General features: G+C 56.3%; 16 protein-coding genes and 1 pseudogene. 6 read left to right on the top strand and 11 right to left on the bottom strand.

Annotation, left to right across the window (positions count from 1 at the left end; genetic code table 11):
• Window positions 1–555: 555 nt before the first annotated feature.
• Both ACRWA7_RS06065 and ACRWA7_RS06060 read left to right on the top strand, forming a co-directional pair.
• Window positions 556–1,614: a DMT family transporter gene (locus ACRWA7_RS06065; RefSeq protein WP_438390485.1), complete on the top strand. Its 1,059-nt coding sequence runs from the start codon at window positions 556–558 to the stop codon at window positions 1,612–1,614.
• A 261-nt stretch (window positions 1,615–1,875) separates the two neighbouring features.
• Window positions 1,876–2,100 carry a hypothetical protein gene (locus tag ACRWA7_RS06060; protein ID WP_438390484.1) on the top strand — a complete coding sequence of 75 codons (225 nt, stop codon included), beginning with the start codon at window positions 1,876–1,878 and terminating at the stop codon, window positions 2,098–2,100.
• Here the strand turns inward: ACRWA7_RS06060 and ACRWA7_RS06055 are convergent.
• Together ACRWA7_RS06055 and ACRWA7_RS06050 are read right to left on the bottom strand one after the other, a co-directional pair.
• Window positions 2,081–3,043: a tyrosine-type recombinase/integrase gene (locus tag ACRWA7_RS06055; protein WP_438390483.1), complete on the bottom strand. Its 963-nt coding sequence runs from the start codon at window positions 3,041–3,043 to the stop codon at window positions 2,081–2,083. The two genes, ACRWA7_RS06060 and ACRWA7_RS06055, sit on opposite strands and share 20 nt — an antisense overlap.
• Before the next feature lie 44 nt (window positions 3,044–3,087).
• Window positions 3,088–3,625 (bottom strand): annotated as a pseudogene (locus tag ACRWA7_RS06050) (nucleoside 2-deoxyribosyltransferase).
• Window positions 3,626–3,782: 157 nt separating this feature from the next.
• On the opposite strand from ACRWA7_RS06050, the gene ACRWA7_RS06045 reads away from it, so the two are divergent.
• Window positions 3,783–4,301, top strand: a complete 519-nt coding sequence (locus tag ACRWA7_RS06045; RefSeq protein WP_438390482.1) for a hypothetical protein — start codon at window positions 3,783–3,785, stop codon at window positions 4,299–4,301.
• A gap of 105 nt (window positions 4,302–4,406) precedes the next feature.
• Here ACRWA7_RS06045 and ACRWA7_RS06040 read toward each other — a convergent pair whose 3' ends face one another.
• Window positions 4,407–4,631 (bottom strand): DUF3717 domain-containing protein, encoded by a 225-nt coding sequence (locus ACRWA7_RS06040; protein WP_060857898.1) that lies wholly within the window; start codon window positions 4,629–4,631, stop codon window positions 4,407–4,409.
• A gap of 34 nt (window positions 4,632–4,665) precedes the next feature.
• Entirely contained in the window at window positions 4,666–5,382 is a 717-nt protein-coding gene (gene imuA, locus ACRWA7_RS06035; protein WP_438390481.1) for a translesion DNA synthesis-associated protein ImuA, read from the bottom strand.
• Between the two features lie 562 nt (window positions 5,383–5,944).
• Between imuA and ACRWA7_RS06030 the strand changes: the two genes are divergently transcribed.
• Together ACRWA7_RS06030 and ACRWA7_RS06025 are read left to right on the top strand one after the other, a co-directional pair.
• Window positions 5,945–8,326 carry an ATP-binding protein gene (locus ACRWA7_RS06030; protein ID WP_438390480.1) on the top strand — a complete coding sequence of 794 codons (2,382 nt, stop codon included), beginning with the start codon at window positions 5,945–5,947 and terminating at the stop codon, window positions 8,324–8,326.
• Window positions 8,319–8,768 (top strand): response regulator, encoded by a 450-nt coding sequence (locus ACRWA7_RS06025; protein WP_438390479.1) that lies wholly within the window; start codon window positions 8,319–8,321, stop codon window positions 8,766–8,768. Before ACRWA7_RS06030 ends, ACRWA7_RS06025 begins: the two co-directional genes overlap by 8 nt.
• Window positions 8,769–8,782: 14 nt before the next feature.
• On the opposite strand, the gene ACRWA7_RS06020 is transcribed toward ACRWA7_RS06025, so the two are convergent.
• Window positions 8,783–10,450: an ATP-binding protein gene (locus ACRWA7_RS06020; protein ID WP_438390478.1), complete on the bottom strand. Its 1,668-nt coding sequence runs from the start codon at window positions 10,448–10,450 to the stop codon at window positions 8,783–8,785.
• Window positions 10,451–10,568: 118 nt separating this feature from the next.
• Here ACRWA7_RS06020 and ACRWA7_RS06015 point away from each other — a divergent pair, with 118 nt between their 5' ends.
• The gene (locus ACRWA7_RS06015) at window positions 10,569–12,155 is read left to right on the top strand and encodes a hybrid sensor histidine kinase/response regulator (RefSeq protein ID WP_438390477.1); all 1,587 of its coding nucleotides are present in this window, start codon (window positions 10,569–10,571) and stop codon (window positions 12,153–12,155) included.
• A gap of 74 nt (window positions 12,156–12,229) precedes the next feature.
• Here ACRWA7_RS06015 and ACRWA7_RS06010 read toward each other — a convergent pair whose 3' ends face one another.
• The 6 genes from ACRWA7_RS06010 to ACRWA7_RS05985 all read right to left on the bottom strand — a co-directional run bounded on the left by ACRWA7_RS06010 (window position 12,230) and on the right by ACRWA7_RS05985 (window position 17,226).
• A complete protein-coding gene (locus ACRWA7_RS06010; protein ID WP_438390476.1) occupies window positions 12,230–12,574 on the bottom strand; it encodes a response regulator in 345 nt (114 codons plus the stop codon).
• Between the two features lie 123 nt (window positions 12,575–12,697).
• A complete protein-coding gene (locus ACRWA7_RS06005; protein ID WP_438390475.1) occupies window positions 12,698–12,901 on the bottom strand; it encodes a hypothetical protein in 204 nt (67 codons plus the stop codon).
• Between the two features lie 47 nt (window positions 12,902–12,948).
• The gene (locus ACRWA7_RS06000) at window positions 12,949–13,119 is read right to left on the bottom strand and encodes a LexA family protein (protein WP_438390474.1); all 171 of its coding nucleotides are present in this window, start codon (window positions 13,117–13,119) and stop codon (window positions 12,949–12,951) included.
• A gap of 655 nt (window positions 13,120–13,774) precedes the next feature.
• A complete protein-coding gene (locus ACRWA7_RS05995) occupies window positions 13,775–13,972 on the bottom strand; it encodes a hypothetical protein (protein ID WP_438390473.1) in 198 nt (65 codons plus the stop codon).
• Between the two features lie 90 nt (window positions 13,973–14,062).
• A complete protein-coding gene (locus tag ACRWA7_RS05990) occupies window positions 14,063–15,304 on the bottom strand; it encodes a cytochrome-c peroxidase (protein WP_438390472.1) in 1,242 nt (413 codons plus the stop codon).
• 77 nt (window positions 15,305–15,381) lie between these two features.
• A complete protein-coding gene (locus tag ACRWA7_RS05985; protein ID WP_438390471.1) occupies window positions 15,382–17,226 on the bottom strand; it encodes an alkaline phosphatase family protein in 1,845 nt (614 codons plus the stop codon).
• Between the last annotated feature and the right edge of the window lie 274 nt (window positions 17,227–17,500).

The raw sequence follows: 17,500 nt of genomic DNA, 5'->3' as shown, positions 1-17,500 counted from the left end.
TGCTGCGCATGTCGTCGTGGATCGTGCGTGCGAGTGCCGATAACATGTGCCTACCTTATCGCGTCATCCTTGCCGGAGTTCGAATCAAATATGCCACCCTCAAGACCGTCGATCAGCCCAGCGGCGCGAACCCACCTACTTTGCTATTTGGTGACGAGTGCGCTCGCATCGCATGCTTTGACGAAAACTTGGCGCGTTGAGCACGTCGTCGAATCGACACGCATCTGGCTGGCGAGGAACATGATGTCGGCGAGTTGGCTTGACCGAGTGATGCTTGGACAAACCGCGCTAAAGTTGTCCCGCGAGCACTTGGCCGATTCACGCGCAGTGCGTCAATCGGATGCGCTTACGCTATTTACGAGCGAGTTGACGCTGAACTACCAAAGCCCACTCGTCGGGCAAATCTGGCAAAGGTGCAGCGATTCGCTATATGCCGGCTCGTACCGGGCCGGCATATAGCGGCCACGAGCGGCCGGTCGAACGCTTGCAATCAGTGGCCGCTCTCGGGCTTGATACACTGGAGGCAACGCTTTCCTGAGCTTGAACATCGACTCCATGAATCAACGCTTCAACGCCATTTTCACCGCGCTCGCCGCCGCGGCCCTGTTCGGTGCTGCGACGCCGCTCGCCAAAGCCCTGCTCGGATCGATGTCCGCGTTTATGGTGGCGGGGCTGTTTTACCTCGGCAGCGGTATCGGCCTGGGTGCCAGCATCGTCATCCGTCGCCTGCATGCCGCTGGCGAGAGCGGTGACACCCAGCGCATCAGCAAGGCTGAATTGCCCTGGCTCCTGGGTGCGATCGCGGCGGGCGGTGTGGCAGGCCCGGCTTTGTTGATGTTGGGGTTGTCAAGCACGCCAGCAGCGACCAGCTCGCTGTTGCTGAACCTTGAGGGCGTACTCACGGCTGTGATCGCTTGGGTTGTGTTCAAAGAAAACGTCGACAAAGAGATCTTCCTCGGGATGATGGCCAACGTCGCCGGGGGCGTGCTTTTGTCCTGGCATCCGGGAAGTCAGGGTCTCTCGAAAGGGTCACTGCTGATCGTGGGCGCCTGTTTGTGCTGGGCGATCGACAACAACCTGACACGCAAGGTTTCCGCCAACGATGCCATGGTGATCGCCAGTCTCAAGGGGTTGATCGCAGGTTCAGTCAATCTTTCGATTGCAATGGTAACTGGTGCACAGTTTCCAAACGTTTCGATCATCGGCGCCGCCATGGCGACGGGTCTGGCCGGGTATGGCGTGAGTCTTGTCCTCTTCGTGATCGCGCTGCGGAACCTTGGAACGGCACGCACAGGAGCTTATTTCTCGATCGCACCGCTGTTCGGCGTTGCGCTCTCACTGACGCTCTGGCCGGAGTTGCCGACGATTTCGTTCTGGATAGCCGCTGCGCTCATGGCGTTCGGCATCTGGCTGCACGTGCGTGAGCGCCACGAGCATGCCCATACGCACGAACGACTTGAACATGCGCATCGGCACCGCCACGATGAGCACCATCAGCACGACCACGATTTTCCGTATTCAGGTGACGAGCGTCACAATCACCGGCACGTGCACCTGCCAATCACGCATTCGCATGTACATTTTCCGGATGTGCATCACAGACACGCGCATTGACTAATTATCCGACTGCTCCGCACACAGAAGCGGACGTGAGAACGATGAAGCTGAAGGACCGCAGTGGGTCGGTCGTTAAGAGCTTGGACCCTATCCAGCAAAGCCTCGATTAATGGTCGATGCGCCGAATCAGCCGCCTATTGCGCTCGGATTTTTTGCGCTCGCGTGATCAAGCAGTTTACGCTTTCTAATCTGGCTATCCGCGATCTTGTCTTAGAATTCCCGTCAAACTGTTCTTGAACGATAGTAGGAGTTTGCTGGATGGCTGGCAAGATTGAGCTTTACGCGACGGCCTATGCGCCGGCGCAGAGGGGTTTGATAATGATCGACGGCAGGAACCGCGGCGAATGGCAAGTGATTGAAAATCAGGTTGTTGCGCAGGTGGATGGTGGACCGGTGTTTCAAGGGACAATCAAGCAAGTGGTGGCACAGGTTGAGTCGGCTCTTCGCACAGCAAAGAACCCGCTCAACTTAAATCCGGATTGACCGTCTTCCTGGACTCCTCGATGGGCTCCAGCCCAGAAAGTTCGAGCGTATGACGTAATCTCGCGGTAGTTCGATGGCTCGAAAGCCCGAGCAGATTGCTGACTTGCTCGTTGGTGCAGCCGGCGATGATACGCCGGCGCCCGTACGTGTTTCTGAGCAACCGAGGACTCATGTCGGCCGCCGTCACTTTGATTTTTTCAAGCGCGTTTCGGACACTCTTGCCCAATGTGTCATCTTTCATCGGCTTGCCGGTCCCTGTTGCTATAAAAAGATAGCTTGTGGGGCAGGCGATGTTTTTGCGCGCTAAGACATACTCGCGAAGAATATCGATGCAGAAAGGTTCGAGGGGCACGCGGCGCGCGATGCGCGGTCCACGCTTTTTCACATAAACGTCAGGTCGCAGACCGTCGACATTTAAATCATCAACTCCAAGTTGGCGGCATTCGGCCGCTGTAATTCCAGTGCCCAAGAACATGGCAACAATCGCCACGCTTCGGAGTTCTTTGAACGTCGACTCCGCGGCCGTGACGCACGTGAGCTGCAGGCGTTTATCGTTGGTTTCTGAAAGGAAGATCGGAGTCGGCTCGGCTTCCGGCCAGGCTTGGCCAACGAGCATCAACGACGCAGGATTGTCTTTGCGTACTTCCATTGCCACGAGGTGACGCGAGACGCGATCGATGAGTTTGAGGTAACGAAGCTGCGTCGTCGTATCTGGGCGCGCCTCCTGGGCAAGCGTGTTGAAGAAATTGTCGATCTCTGCCGCGCCGAAGGTGGCCACCGTCTTGCCATGGGTCGCGAGGTGTCGATGGAACCGCGCGAACATTGACCGATGTTGAGTGATTGACTGTTCAGCGAATGGACGCCGGTCCGCGCCAACAGCATCGTTTCGCTGCCATTCGTCGTACGCCGCTTGAGGATCGTTTAGCCAATCGAAGTCGTTCATAAAATAGATATACTGAAATTGCATTTTCCCCAATATATACGAAGCTACGCTTCGCAAACCCCGTCATCAAAAGGGAGGGGCCACCAATGCTGAACTTTCTTCATCTCGCGCAGACAATCTTCCGGGCCACCTACTACCACGCGCGCCGAACTGGCCAGCATTAGATTGACGCTTAGGCCAAAGTCTTCGACGACGTATCCACGCGCGCACATAGGGAGGGAAGAGGCCGGATCGGACGTTTCAGCGATCTGTTCAACAAGCGCTCGAGCGTCGGAGCGATACGCCCATAGGCTTGCCGAGTGCGGCCGCAAAACCAACCTCAAACGCTGTACCGCTGTCTGGCTCACCGAGCCCACGAAAATCGTTCAGGTTCGCCATGACCATGTCAGCGGATCGGATCGCATCGATGTTCGCGCGACAGATCCATGCCGCTTTCTCAGCGGGGCCTAAGTTTGACGGTGCTTCGTTGTCGAACGGATACATGCCGAGAAAACCTTCCTCTCGACACAGGCCTTTTAGATAAGCTCCGTGATCTACTGCATCGATTCGGAATACGTCGAAACCAGCGAGATACACACGCAAGGTCCCCGCGGCCTTTTCGATAGGTAGCGGTGCCGGCCGGATGTGGCCAGCTTCAATTCGTTTTCGCAACCGCGCAATCTGCTGCCGGACAGCCAACACGCTTTTGCCAAGATTCGAAGCGATTACGTCTATGTCGTGGCCTTCGTCGAGCTGCTGCATGAGAGCCCGCTGTGCCTTTGTAGGGTTGGGCATTCATTCCTCGTTCTGTTTTGATCAAGCATGTCAGTGGTTAGAATATCGCCAAGACGTGCAAGTCAAGTCCGCTGGAGTTCTGATGAGCATTCAACTAAGCAACCGGTGCAGGACATCTCTCTACCGAGTCATTTTCGGAAAACCGAAGAGTAGCGATGAAAGCGTTGTCTTTTTGATGGCCGGAGGCAGGGAAGCGGCGAACCGACGTGCGATAAGAACGCTCGCGGTGCTGTTCGACATGCCAGAAGCGGACGTCTATCTATACAACCTCGCATCGTTTGCCGATTTGGTCGGCTCGGGTGTGAGCGACGACGAAGACGTGCGAGTTTTCGAAACCGGCTGGAAAGGGGCGGAAGTGAGCGCATGGGTCGAACATCCTCTGTTTCTCACAGACGACACATCGCTTCTCTGGAAGTGGACCGAGCTATGCGCTGATATCGCTAAAACGAAGGCGCTGGACGCTATCAAGCGAGCGAACCGGTGATCGCCCGAAACCAACCCATGTCGCACGGCGCGAAGGTTTTAGCTTGTTCGTCCTGGTGAGAAACGCCAACGCCTGCGCACCTCGTTATAGACGACGGATCAAAGCTTATAGTCCAAGCGGTTGCTGATTGAGCGCCAAGCTGAGTGATTCGTTTTGTGCAGGCGATAACGTGTTGGCCAAGACGGTTTCTTCGCGGTTATAGATCATTGCACCGTAAATGTCGGCAAGCACGCGTGCGCGTGGGCAGAGTGCTGCATCCTCACCCGACGCTTGATGCTCACGCCAGTAGTTGATCGCATCTTCAATCTGTCCAATGGTGTAGGTATTCATGGCGATTACTTATAAAAGGACGTTCGATATTAGGTTAGGGAGCCGAAACGTCGGCTGGCGTAACGATGGGGGACGTGCCCGCCTCCCTGACCAAAAATTCCCGCGATCTTCGTCCAAACGGGCTGACCAACGAGGGCGCCGGATCCACTGGCAGGACGAAACTTCCGTTGCCGATAGGCCCCTTGCGTTTGATCACTTCGACCGCGACGCCGTTTTCGGCTGGCCGTAGCGCGAGCCGTAGCGATGCCGGAGAGCTATCTTGTGCACTCGCGAGCGGCCTCATCAGCACAAACAACGTTTCATTTGACTGCGCCGCAAGAATTAAGCGACGTAGTGACTCACCTCGGATGTGTTGTTGCCAGAAAAGCACCGCACCAAAGCTGCCGGCCTTCAGAATTTGTTCAGCGGACCACAGGGCGTCCGCTGTTTTCTTCGGCGTGATCCACACAAGCTTCGATGAATCAATTCCCATATACATAAACGCTTGTATATTCGGCACCTGAGGAGGCTGGATCAGTGCAATCGGTTTACCTGCCAACGACGCCAACGCGGGTCGTAAGATGCGCATTTCGCCAATACCCGACTGAGCGGTCAGGACCTCAACTAACGTACTGACGGGCCAGCCGCCGCCTGGGAGTTCTGCCGACAGCGCCTCGTAGCCGGTGTCGATGACCCTCCCCGCAGGGCGAGCGAGTTGGGATCCTCTCCACAAGGATGGGTGGATCTTTTCGAAATCCGGAAGCGCCGACATAGTCATACCTGTGTTTTTATACAGTATAGTACGTCCGTCGAAACATGGTGCGGGGCGTCCGGTGAAACATCAGCTTTCCGTTATCGAATTCGGCACAGCCAGCGCCAAGCTGCTCGCAGACGTTGGCACATCGCGCGCGTATCACTGCAGCTTTAAAATCTTTAAAAGATGGCGCCACGTATTCCATGCTCACCCACTTCGGGTTTCTCAGAATTAGAGCGTTGGCGGCTCTTTCTTAATCGTAAAGTCTGCCCGTATCGATATGGCGAAGTTGAAGCCAACGGGATAAGAGAGATAGGTCGATCACGGTCGCCTGATTGGCGTAGACCAAATTGATATTGTCACCGTTGCGGCAATAAAATTGTCAACTCGCAAACAAACCGCGGCCTCGTCCCTTGTCCCTCGGCTGTCGCTTTGTATAGGGCAAGGTCAGCCTTTTTGGAGGTCATCGGGTTTCTTTGCATCCGACGGCGCGAGGCGCAGCCCGAGACTTACTCCGATACTCAAAAATGGTTATGGGTGAGGGTGTGTGGCAAAATTTGTTTGCCCACCAAGGAAATCTATGTCCGACGTCGTATCGAACCTTGCATCACAGCCTGACAGCGCCTGCGCTTCCGAGCCTATCCATATCCCAGGGGGTATTCAGCCCCACGGTGTTCTTTTCGCGATCGATGAGGGTGATCGCGTTTTGCAGGTGAGCGAGAGCGTTGAAGCGATACTGGGGATTTGCGCCGAGGCTGCACTTGATCGCCCCCTCAGCGAAATAGTGGGGGCTTCCGCTGCCTCGATGGTCCGCGTGGCAGTCCACGAGCGATCGATTGACGGCGCTCCGCTTTATGTCGGGGCAATTGACAGGTTGGGCGACAATGTCCTTTCGGGCGGTCCATTTGCGATGGTTGTTCACCGTCACAACGGCGCTACTATTGTGGAACTCGAACCCGCGCGCGGCACGGTCGATGTATTTGCCTCGATGTATCCGTTGGTGCGCAACTTCGTGAACGACTTGCAGCAACAGCGCTCAGTCGATCAGTTGTGCAAGCTTGCGGCCAATGAGATTCAACGCATCACGGGCTTTGGTCGAACACTCGTGTATCGCTTTGACGAACAGGGACATGGGCACGTACTCGCTGAAGCTTTGGAGCCCGGATATACGTCTTATCTCGGGCAGCGTTTTCCCGCATCGGATATCCCGTCCCAGGCGCGCGAGCTGTACCGGCTTAATCGAATCCGGCTGATCGCGGATGCGAACTATACGCCCGCGCGCCTCGTGCCGGCCGCACACCCGGTAAGCGGCAGACCGACCGATCTGACTTACGCGTCGCTGCGCAGCGTCTCGCCCGTTCACGTGCAATACATGAAGAACATGGGCACGCTTGCTTCGATGTCCATGTCGATCGTAGTGGGTGACCGTTTATGGGGGCTTATCTCGTGCCACCATGCCACGCCACGGCTGCCCCACTTTGAAGTGCGCACCGCCTGTGAGCATATCGCGCAGATTTTGTCGTTGCAGGTGGAGGCGCGAGAAACGCAGGCGGAGTCTCTATATCGACTGGAACTTCGCCAAACCTTAACCCGCTTGCTCGCGACCATGGCCGACCGGGACAGCTTTATTGAGGGGCTGGTGCAGGACTCCGGCGACCTGCTAGGCTTCACCGCGTCGTCGGGCGCGGCGATCGTATTCGAAGGGCAGATGCGCCTGGTCGGTTCGACCCCAACGCAGGAACAGGTCGAGGCTCTCGTTAGCTGGCTTGATGCGCGCACGGCCGATGTCTATTCTACCGATTATGTGGCAGGCGACTGTGATGCGTTTGAAGGTACGGCTGAGTATGCAGGATTTCTGGCCGTTTCGATCTCCAAGGTATTTCGCAACTACGTGATCTGGTTTCGCCGTGAAGTAGTGCGCACGGTCGAATGGGCAGGCGATCCACGCTCGAAACTGGCCGACTTGCCAAGCGCGCGCTCACCGCGCGAGAGCTTTGAGACCTGGACTGAGATCGTGCGAAATCGAACCCTGCCGTGGCGTCGGGCAGAGGTCGAGATTGCGGCCGAATTTCGCACAGCGATACTGGGCATCGTGCTTCGGCGAGCGGAGGAGTTGGCCCAGCTCGCACTCGAGTTGGGACGCGCCAACAAGGAATTGGAAGGGTTTTCCTACACGGTTTCCCATGATTTGCGCGCACCGCTTCGGCATATCACAGGTTTTGCAGACTTAATCATGGAGATTGCCGCCGATGAGCTCTCGCCTCGCGTGAAACAGTATCTCGACCGGATTAAGGTTGCAGCCACATTTGGCGGTGAATTAGTCGATGACCTCCTCGGTTTCTCGCAATTGGGCCGTGCATCATTGAAGCCGCAATCCATTAACGTCGCATCCATGGTCGAGTCGCTGGTGGCCGAACAGCAGGCGAATGCCGGCAACGCAAAAATAGAGTGGAGGGTGCACGACTTACCGCCTGTGCAGGCTGACCCGGTATTTTTACAGTTGGCGTTACGAAATTTGATTGAGAACGCGGTCAAATTCAGCGCCAAACGAGACGACCCCGTCATTGAGCTAGGCGGCGAAGTCATCGCAGACGAACACATGCGATCCTTCGTCAAATACTATGTGCGTGATAACGGCGTCGGCTTCGATATGCGCTACGTCAATAAGCTATTCGGTATTTTCCAACGCCTGCACAACGACAAGCAATTCTCGGGGACCGGCATTGGCCTGGCTACCGTGCAGCGCATCGCCGAACGCCACGGCGGGCGCGTGCAGGCGCAAGGCGAGCTGGGGCGGGGCGCTACAATAGCATTCATCTTGCCGTGCGAATTCCGGCCCGAAAGCGGTGCGAAGTCTGAGACTGCAGCGGCCGCTTTCGCTCGCATCAGCGCGACGGGTGATGGCGCCTGGATTCAGGGCATTCCCAAACAAGGCTACAGTGAAGGACACGAAAATGGCTGAACTGAGACCTATTCTGTTGGTTGAAGACAACGAGAACGACCTCGAGTTAACCATGGTCGCACTGGAAAAAGCCAAAATTGCCAACCCGATTGATGTCGTACGTGACGGCGTGGAAGCGTTGGAATTTTTGCGGTGCGAAGGCAATTGGAGCGCTCGCAAGGATATTCACCCGGCCGTCATTCTGCTGGACAAGAAGTTGCCCCGCCTTGACGGACATGAGGTGCTGCAGACCGTTCGCGAGGACGACGTATTACGGCACATTCCTATCGTGATGTTGACCTCGTCGCGTGAAGAAGTAGATCTCATCAAGAGCTACGATCTCGGCGTCAACGCTTACGTGGTCAAGCCGGTGAAATTTGACGACTTCATGGCCGCGGTGCGCGATGTCGGCGCGTTCTGGGGCGTATTGAATCAAGGGTCACCGCAAAGCAAACGCAGCTAAGCGCTGCCGCCTTTTCAGGCGGTGGCCGATATCGATGGGGCACCAAGCAGAGGTAGATAAACTCGGAAGGTCGCGCCATGTCCGACACCATCGCTTTCCACCGCGACTTTGCCGGCGTGCATTTCAACCAGGCTTTTAACCAGCCACAGCCCGAGACCCAGCCCACCGATACGTCCGGCCACATCGGTGCGAACTTGCTCGAAGCGGTCGAAGACGCGTGACAGCGCTACTGGAGCGATCCCACAACCCGTATCTGCCACGCTGATCACGGCCCACCCCGTCGAGCTGCCGACCGACACGTTGATTGCCCCGTCATGCGTGAATTTGATGGCGTTGGACAGCAGATTCCATACGATTTGCTTCAATCGAGGCTCGTCACCCAAGACTGCACACGGTGTAAGCTCGCACGTCAGTTGGAGCCCTTTGCGTTGCGCTTCCAAGATCAAATCGCTGATGATGTGGCGGGCAAGGATGTCGAGCTCGACCGGTGCACGCTGCACAGAGAGTTTGCCCGAGACAATCGCGCCCGTATCCAGAAGATCGTCCACCATCAAATTAAGCTGCCGGGCGTTGCGTTGCAAGGATCCCGCCGCCTGTTGAATCTGCAAGGGATCGTGCGTGCGCCCGAGCAATTCCGCCCATGATGTGATCGCGCCCAAGGGCGAGCGTAACTCGTGCGTAACCGCACTCACAAAATGGTCCATCGCCAGAACGTTGCGTTCGCTCTGCTCACGCGCATCGCGCTCGCTTGCCGCCTCACGCTGCTGTTTGAGTTCGGCCTCCTTGCGTGCGGTGATATCGATGGTGAAACCCAATACTGAGAGCAAGTGACCTGCTTCGTCATACTTGCCTTGTCCACGAACTAGCAGCCAGCGGATTTCGCCATCGGTTGGTTCCAGACGATATTCGGCCTCGAAATGCCCACGGTCGGCAAGCGCTTGTTCCATGCGCGCGCGTACACGCTCCCGATCTTCGGTCGCGATAATTTCGGTAAAAAGTCGCGCTTCAGAGAGGGACTCGTCTATACCTAGCCCCAAATTGACCTTGCACTGGTCCGTACACGCGATCAGGCCAGACACCGGATTTAATTCCCATGCGCCCACTTTTGCAAATGCGAGCGCAACTTCGAACTGGTCCTGACTTGCGCGAAGCTGCGCAGCCGTCTCATTCGCGACGATACTGCGCAGTTGTGCTTGGGAGCGCAGTCGGGCTTTTTCGCGCTGGTCAAGCGCATCGCGCTGAGCTTGCTCGGTGACATCACTCACCCGAATTGCGAAATAATGACCGCTTGCTGTAGCGTCGTCGGAGAGATTTGGGATCAAGCTCGCTTTGAACTTCCAAAATCGCGCGTGGGTGGCTTCCTCGGCTTTCGCAAGATCGAAACGGAAATACGGCGTCGAGCGCGTTTCGCCCATTTCCATTTCTTCCAAAGCTGAACGGAGCCACGCTCCGCCCTCGTCCACGGCAGTGAAGGTCGCAAATTGCGGCAGCTCGTCAATGTGGTAGCCAATTACATTACTCGAATCTTGCTCCAGCAAGCGCAGGTATGCGGCATTTGCGAACACCGCCCTACGGTTGGCGTCAAACACGATATACGCGTCGGCCAAATGGACAAATAGCGCACCCGGCTCGATCTTTGAATCAGTAATTTTTGCAGCCTCAGCAGCGGTTATCGTTTGCATCACTTATTATGGCATCCGCGTAAAAATACCGGGTAGTCAACGCAACACAATATCGTCAAATTATTCCGGAACACGACTTGCTGTACGTGTCCAGACCTGTTTCAGCTTCCGATGACAAATGCTTTCTGATCCTGCTCGCCTCGGGCGGCTTGCCGACCTGGTTATCCTTGATACGCCGGTCGATGCACATTTTGATGCGCTCACGCAACTCACTGCCCGTGTAATGCGCGCACCACGCGCGTTCATCAACTTTGTTGATGAGGCGCGCACGTGGTGTAAATCAGCATGGGGCGCAGTTCGCAGGACATATCAGCACGCTGAGTCCTTGTGTGCTTTGGCAATACAAGATTCGGACGACATTGTGATCTACGATGCTACCCGCCATGAGTTAATAGCAAGTCATCCGGAATGCAACGGCGATGATGCCGTCGTGTTCTACATGGCAATCGTTCTTCGTTCTCCGGATGGTTTTGCTCTGGGCACGCTCTGTATCAAGGATGTCGCCACACGCATACCTGATTCACACGACATGGAAGTGCTTCGTCTCCTAGGCGAGCAGGTCACGCACCTGCTACTGAAGGTCAAGGAAAAGCAACAGACGATCGCAAACGCGCAGCGCAATCGGGATCAGTTCCTGGCGATGCTTGCGCATGAGCTTCGTGCGCCGATGTCGCCGATCCTTACTGCCGTGCAGGTCTTGAACAAGTTTCAGGTGTCACCGGATCAGCGGGACTGGGCTAAACAACTCATTGGCCGGCATGTGCGACACATGGGACAGTTGGTCGACCACCTCCTATCGACTTCGCTTGTCTCGCTAGGCGCAATCGAACTGAATCTTGAGCCCGTGCGTGTAGACAGTCTATTGGACCAGGCGTTGGAAATGGCGGAAGGGCTGATTGAGCAAAAGCAACACCGACTCACACGAACGGTCATCGACGATGCATGGGTCATGGCCGATCGGGTCCAATGTCCGCTGATTCTTGTCAACCTGCTGATGAACGCCGCCAAGTTCACGTCGCAGGGCGGCCAGATCGACATCCATGCCGAAGGCGACGGCACGTTCATGCGGATCAGCGTTTCCGATACAGGCGTGGGCATCGCACCCGAGGATCGCGACGAAATCTTCCAGGTATTCGGACAAACACACCGTACATTGGACCGCACAACCGGGGGCATGGGGCTCGGCTTGCCGTTGGCGAGCCGCCTCGCGCAATGGCACGGCGGATCACTCGATGTGCAAAGCGACGGAATTGGTCATGGCAGTGAATTTACGCTGGTACTCAAACAAGCGGCGCCGACGCGTACCGCCCCCACCCCAACGGCGCGCACTACCGTAACAGTACCGCTGGATATCCTGGTGATCGATGACAACGCCGACACCGCCGACGCGCTTGCGATGTACTGCCAGATGTCCGGACATATTGTGCGTACGGCTTACCGGTCAGTGGACGCGCTGCAAATGCTCAGCGATCGCGTGCCCAACGTCGTGCTCAGCGACATAGGCTTGCCTGAAATCGATGGTTACGCATTGGTAAAACAGATGCGCGTCTTGGCGACGGAGCAAACGATGTTTGTCGCGATTACAGGATACGGCAGCGATCGGGACCGAAAAACCGCGCTTGATGCGGGGTTCGATGAGCATTGCCCAAAGCCAGTCGATTTCGCGAAACTTGACCATTTGCTCAATAATCTGGACGACCATTGATCGCGATTTAGTTCTGCGAACGAAGGATCGCCACCGCGAAATTCAGGACCGCCAAGGGAGGCCGCGCGTCGCTGTCAACAGCTGCTTATTACCGCTTTAAGCGCCTCCCGATTTACGGGTTTCAGGAGGTAGCCATCGAACGGCGCAAGATCCGCCTCTGATAAATCGGAGCGACCCGTTACTGCCACAACACATGCGTGGGCGTTTCGACTGGCATCGCGAAGTTGCTGACACAGTTGACGACCATCGATGTCGGGCAAGCCCAGATCGAGGAAGATGGCGTCGTACACCCGGGCGGCGGTCAGTTTCAAAGCGGTCGCACCGTCATATGCAACGTCAGCGCGATGTCCTAGATCATCGGCAAGTGCGCCAAATGCGTTGGCCAACCGGGAATCGTCCTCGACAAACAAAACTAGCATGGTCACACTGTCCGTAAGTTTTTTGAAAGTATGATTTTTATATGTGTGTAAGCGGTTATAGGCAGCGTAATTGCATTAATCGTTATCTGTCCAATCGCTTTTAAGCATCGCTGCTTGAGAGGCTTAAAAGTCTTTTCGCCCATGGCGAAACGCGGGCCGTACGCGGAGGTCTGCTCGCTGCGAGAAAGTTGGGTTATCCAACCACGCGTCAAGTTCAGGACTCCAATTCAGCCAAGTGTTTTTATCCAAAACAAACTCTTCATCCAGCGTGCCTTTGATGCGCCGCTCTGGCTCTGGAGCAGCATTATCGAGTTCGTCGGCGGCCATGAGGTCGGATACCTGGAACACTGCCGTCGTTTCGCGCTGGAGGCAGCTTAATCAAGGTGGTGTATTGGAAACGAGTAAGATGGCGTTGCCATGGCGAGGGTCGGCGTGGCGCACCTAAATTCATCATCAACACAAGCAAGCACGATGCACCCGTGCACCGCTTCCACCGAACGATCGACGATGAGCCGATCTCCATCGAAAATCCGCGCGTCGATCATCGAGTCGCCTTTGACCTGAAACAGGATGTCGCGATTAATTTCATAACGAGTACATCGTTCAGGTCAATGCATTTTTGCGTGTGATCTTGCGCGGGGCTTGGGAAGCCAGCCGGCACCTTGGCCAGTACTTCAATCAAATATGCGCCGGCGACATCGTCGGCGAGAGGGATGGTGCGGCGCATGGACACGATACCTGTATGAATGTACAGTATTTTCTAATGGCTTTTTTCCGATTTGGTTTGGCCCTTTTTCGAGATAGCAGGGAATGAAGATGAGCGTGGCGACCACGCGCAAATCGCGCCCAATGCCCGAGATGGCTGCATTCGTTGCGCATTTGCGTGCAGCGTTCGGGTCTTCCATCGACGCGGCGGCGGCCCGTGGGGAAGCGGGCGAGCCCACTTTTATGCGCGCGAGAATGGGAGAACAGTCGGAACGCCTCCAGTGGACGACCTCAACAGGTGGACTGCCGGTACGGATATTTACAATCTGCCGGGGATGTGACGGAAGCTGCGTGGGTACTTCCACGCGATGCAGCGAACGAAACAACTCTGCGTGATGAGAGCGCCATGCTATGACGTGCATCGTCGTTCGAGAGTGCGGCAAGGAAGAAAGGTACTTTTGGCGGTTTGAGCACCGTGTTCCGCCGCGACAACATTTAACCCGCGTAATCGGTGGTGTGCAATACGTTATTGTTGTTTCCAAGGTCGATCAATGACAGACGCAGATCGGCCAAAATGCGACGTTCACGCACGCAAGTAGAACCGTCGACAATCGGCTGAAAATGCTCGATGGCCTTTTCAATTTCGCGAGGTACACCGATCCAGTCGATTACAGAGAGGCCCGATTGCTGCATTGACTCCATGACTCTATGACGCAGTAGTATCAGGCCCTTAACACAAAAAAGCCCTTAAGACTAATCGGGCTTTTCTTTTTCGGCACGACGTTAGCGAGGCACTGCCTGTGCGTCCGCGTCGGTCAGGGTATTCAGGAACGCCACCACATCGCGGATATCCGAGTCCGACCACACTGGTTTGCCGCCCAGGTGATTCGTCAGCGGCTCCGTCTTGACATCCACGTTACTGCGCAGATTTTTCGGCAGGTCGTCAAACTTCACGACGTGCCCGTGCGCGTCTTTTGGATACCACTTCTTCGGGTCCGTGTCGCGCTCAACATAGAAGCGCGTCGCATCTTCAAGCGTATGGAACATGCCATTATGGAAGAACACACCTCGCGTGGCGACGTTGCGAAGCGTAGGCGTGCGGAACATTCCACAGAACCACGTCTGGTTCGCCTGGTCTTCACGCAGCGGTCCACATAACCCCATGTCGTAAAAATTCCGGTCGCGGTTAGCCGGGATATTTATGTTGCGTGGTACACCCAGCGTCTGGAAGTTGTAATCTGTCAATGCCGGATGCGCGCCGTGAGCGCCTTTGTTGATCAGATGGCAGCTTGCACAGTTGCCCTTATCGGGGTCGCTGAACAGCATCAATCCGTGCGCCTCTTGCGGCGTGAATTGATCCTTGCCGTCTAGCACGCGGTCGAACTTGCTGGAGTACGGCGCGAACGACGGATCATTGAACTGGAATGCCTGCAATACCTTTCCGAGGTCTGCCAGCGCCTCTGCCGGTCGCGAGAAAACGTCCTGGCCGAATGCTTCCCGGAACTGCTGTGCGTAGGTGCTTTTGCTCAGCTTCTTCGCCACGTCATCCGCATTGGTGTTTGCCATTTCATCCGGATTGAGCAGGGGAAATGCAGCCTGCTCCGCAGGGGTGTTGTAGCGCCCATCCCAGGTGTATCCGCCAATGGGCTGATTATCGCCGTCCTCCAGGCGCTCTTTCAAGCTATTTGCCTGCGTGAACGTCCAGTAAGGCACCGAACGCAGATAGCGCAGCGACGGTACCGAGCGCAGTCCGCCTCGATCCATGTTTGGACCACCCAACTGGACAGCCAGACCATTCGGTGGCCCGTAGGCATTCGCGGGGCTGTGACAGGACGCACATGACTGCTTGCCGGAAGCCGACAGCGACGGATCGAAGAACGCCACCTTGCCGATAGCTACCAGATCAGTAGCACCCGCTTTAACCGGAGATGCCGCTTGAGCGTCCAGGGCATGTTTGCCGCATGCGGACAGAAGGGAAATGCAAAGGGCCGTCGCGAGAACAGCCCTTGAAGGATATTGGCGCATGACTCATCAAGAAAACAGCCCGGTTCGAACAGAGAACCGGGCAAACGACAACAGAGTTCTATTGAGATCGCTAGGGATTAGCGGTTGTCAATGTTGCTCGACGTGAAGATCGGCTTGAGCGATGTATCATCGGCGTAGCCGAGATACGAGCCCATGCCGAAGTTGTCTTCGAGCGAATGCAGCAGCGCGTAGTGGTTGTAGCCGGTGTTATCCACGTGACCGCCCTTGATGAACGGCGACAGCAGAAGCGTACCAATCTGATCGCCACCGACTCCTAGGTAGTTCAACGAAATCGACACGCTCTGCACGGATGCAGGCAGCGTCGCCGGGTTAATACCGAGCAGGCCTGCTTGGGCCACCGGGTACGTGGTCAACGTGACCTGTTCCGGACGCGCCACGTTCGGGCCCGTTTGCTGGTTGCAGCCAGGGCACTGATTGCCCATCTCCGGCTCCAGCAAGGAGAGCGTCTTGCCATCGGCACTGACTTGCGTTGTCGGCGTAAGTCCGGTCACGACGCCTTCATCCGTGGTGATAATGATCAGGCCGTCCTGCTTGTAGGCGGCCGAAGCCTGGATCACCGGAATCGTCTCCTTCAGGAACGCGTCGATCGAAGTCAAACCGCCAGGCTGACCGTTTGCGCAGCCCTTGCCCGCTGTACCCGTACCGTCACCATCATGACCATCGTCACACAGGTTCGGCGTGATGAAGGAGAAGTTCGGCGTAGTGTCAATCGACTGAAGATCCGTTGCCAAGTTGTCTTGTAGGTTGACCACGCGCGCGTCGCAGTTCGCCAGATCGTCGATGGTCGAATGGAAATATGGGAACGGATTGTGACGCGTTGCGTACTCGTCGCCCGCTATGTCGCCTGAAGCCGATGGAGCCTGTGCAGCCTGTGTGCCATCTACAGCTTTCATCGGGTCTATGCCCGCAAGCTGCGCTGTACGGCGCGGAAACGAACAGGTCTTCGTGCCGTCACGGTTCAGGTCGTTGCCCATGTCCTCGTTGTAGCTGCGCCACGTAAGCTTGGCTTGTTCCATCTGGTTGCCCAAATGCTGCACACGAGCCGGGAACACGCAGCCGCCGCTCTGGTGGCCGTTTATGTCCGTGCCTGCCTTGAGAACTTTGGGGTTCGACGAGTCGTTTCCGTTATCCACGATATCAGACCAAATCGCGAAGCAGTCCGATTCGGTGTCGTGTGTCGATGGCTGACCCGACACCATCGATATGTAATTGTCCAGCGAAACGTGGCCGGTGCCATAGTAGTTCGCGAGGTACGTGCCCTGCGGCATCAGCGATTTCAGGTACGGGTCCTGGTTCGAATCAGGGTTCGTCGTGCCGTACGTCGATTCCGCGGCCTTGTTTTCGAGCACGATAACCCAAACGTGCTTGATCGCCTTGTTAGAGGCGACGGTTGCAATGTACTGGTCGCTCGCAGCTTTCACTGCGGCGTTGCCGTTGGTGTTGAAGTCGCCCAGCAGAGTGTCTGGCGCCGTGCCGATCTTGCTGGCCAGTTGCGTTTGAGCATCCGACTGCGACAGGCCACTGTCCATCAATTGCGAAAGCTGCGTGGTGATCGCGCTGGTGGAACTGGCGCCGCGCGGCGAACGGAACGTAGCCGTGCTGTTGAATACGGTGCCCATGTTCTTGCCCGTTGCGTCGTTCTCCGTGGCACCATTCAGGTCAGCAACAACATACTTCCAGGAACCATTGCTCGTATCGGAGATCGAGAACTTGCCTTGGGCATCCGAGCGCGCGACAGGCTCGCCCTGGTCGCACTTGCCGTTGTTGTTCACATCCAGGCAGACCGCCGCACCTTGGATATAGCTGCCGAGCACCTGACCGGTGACCCTCGGCCCGCTCGACCCATTGTCGCTGCTTCCGCAGGCAGACAACCCTGCCATTACGCCGATGCTTGCCAGCATCGCGAGCGCACACCTACACAACCCCGCATTTTTCACAACTTCTCCTCGTTATAGACCGGATCCATTCGACGGCATTTGACTCGCATGAAGCCTATGTAAGTTGTGTTACACGCCCATTAAGAATTTGTTAGGAATTGAAATAAGCATTGGCTCAAGCCGCCTCCAGCAAATTGAGGCTCGACGGGTAAGCGGGGGTGACCTTCGGCAGGTAAGCGACAATCGACGGCCGGGTCAATATTGTCGACAATGAAGCATGTTTCGGCCGCCGCTCTCG

This window comes from Caballeronia sp. DA-9 (assembly GCF_051615025.1).
Taxonomy (GTDB): domain Bacteria; phylum Pseudomonadota; class Gammaproteobacteria; order Burkholderiales; family Burkholderiaceae; genus Caballeronia; species Caballeronia sordidicola.
Note: the sequence above shows the minus strand (reverse complement) of the source record. Positions and strands in the feature narration are given on the sequence as shown.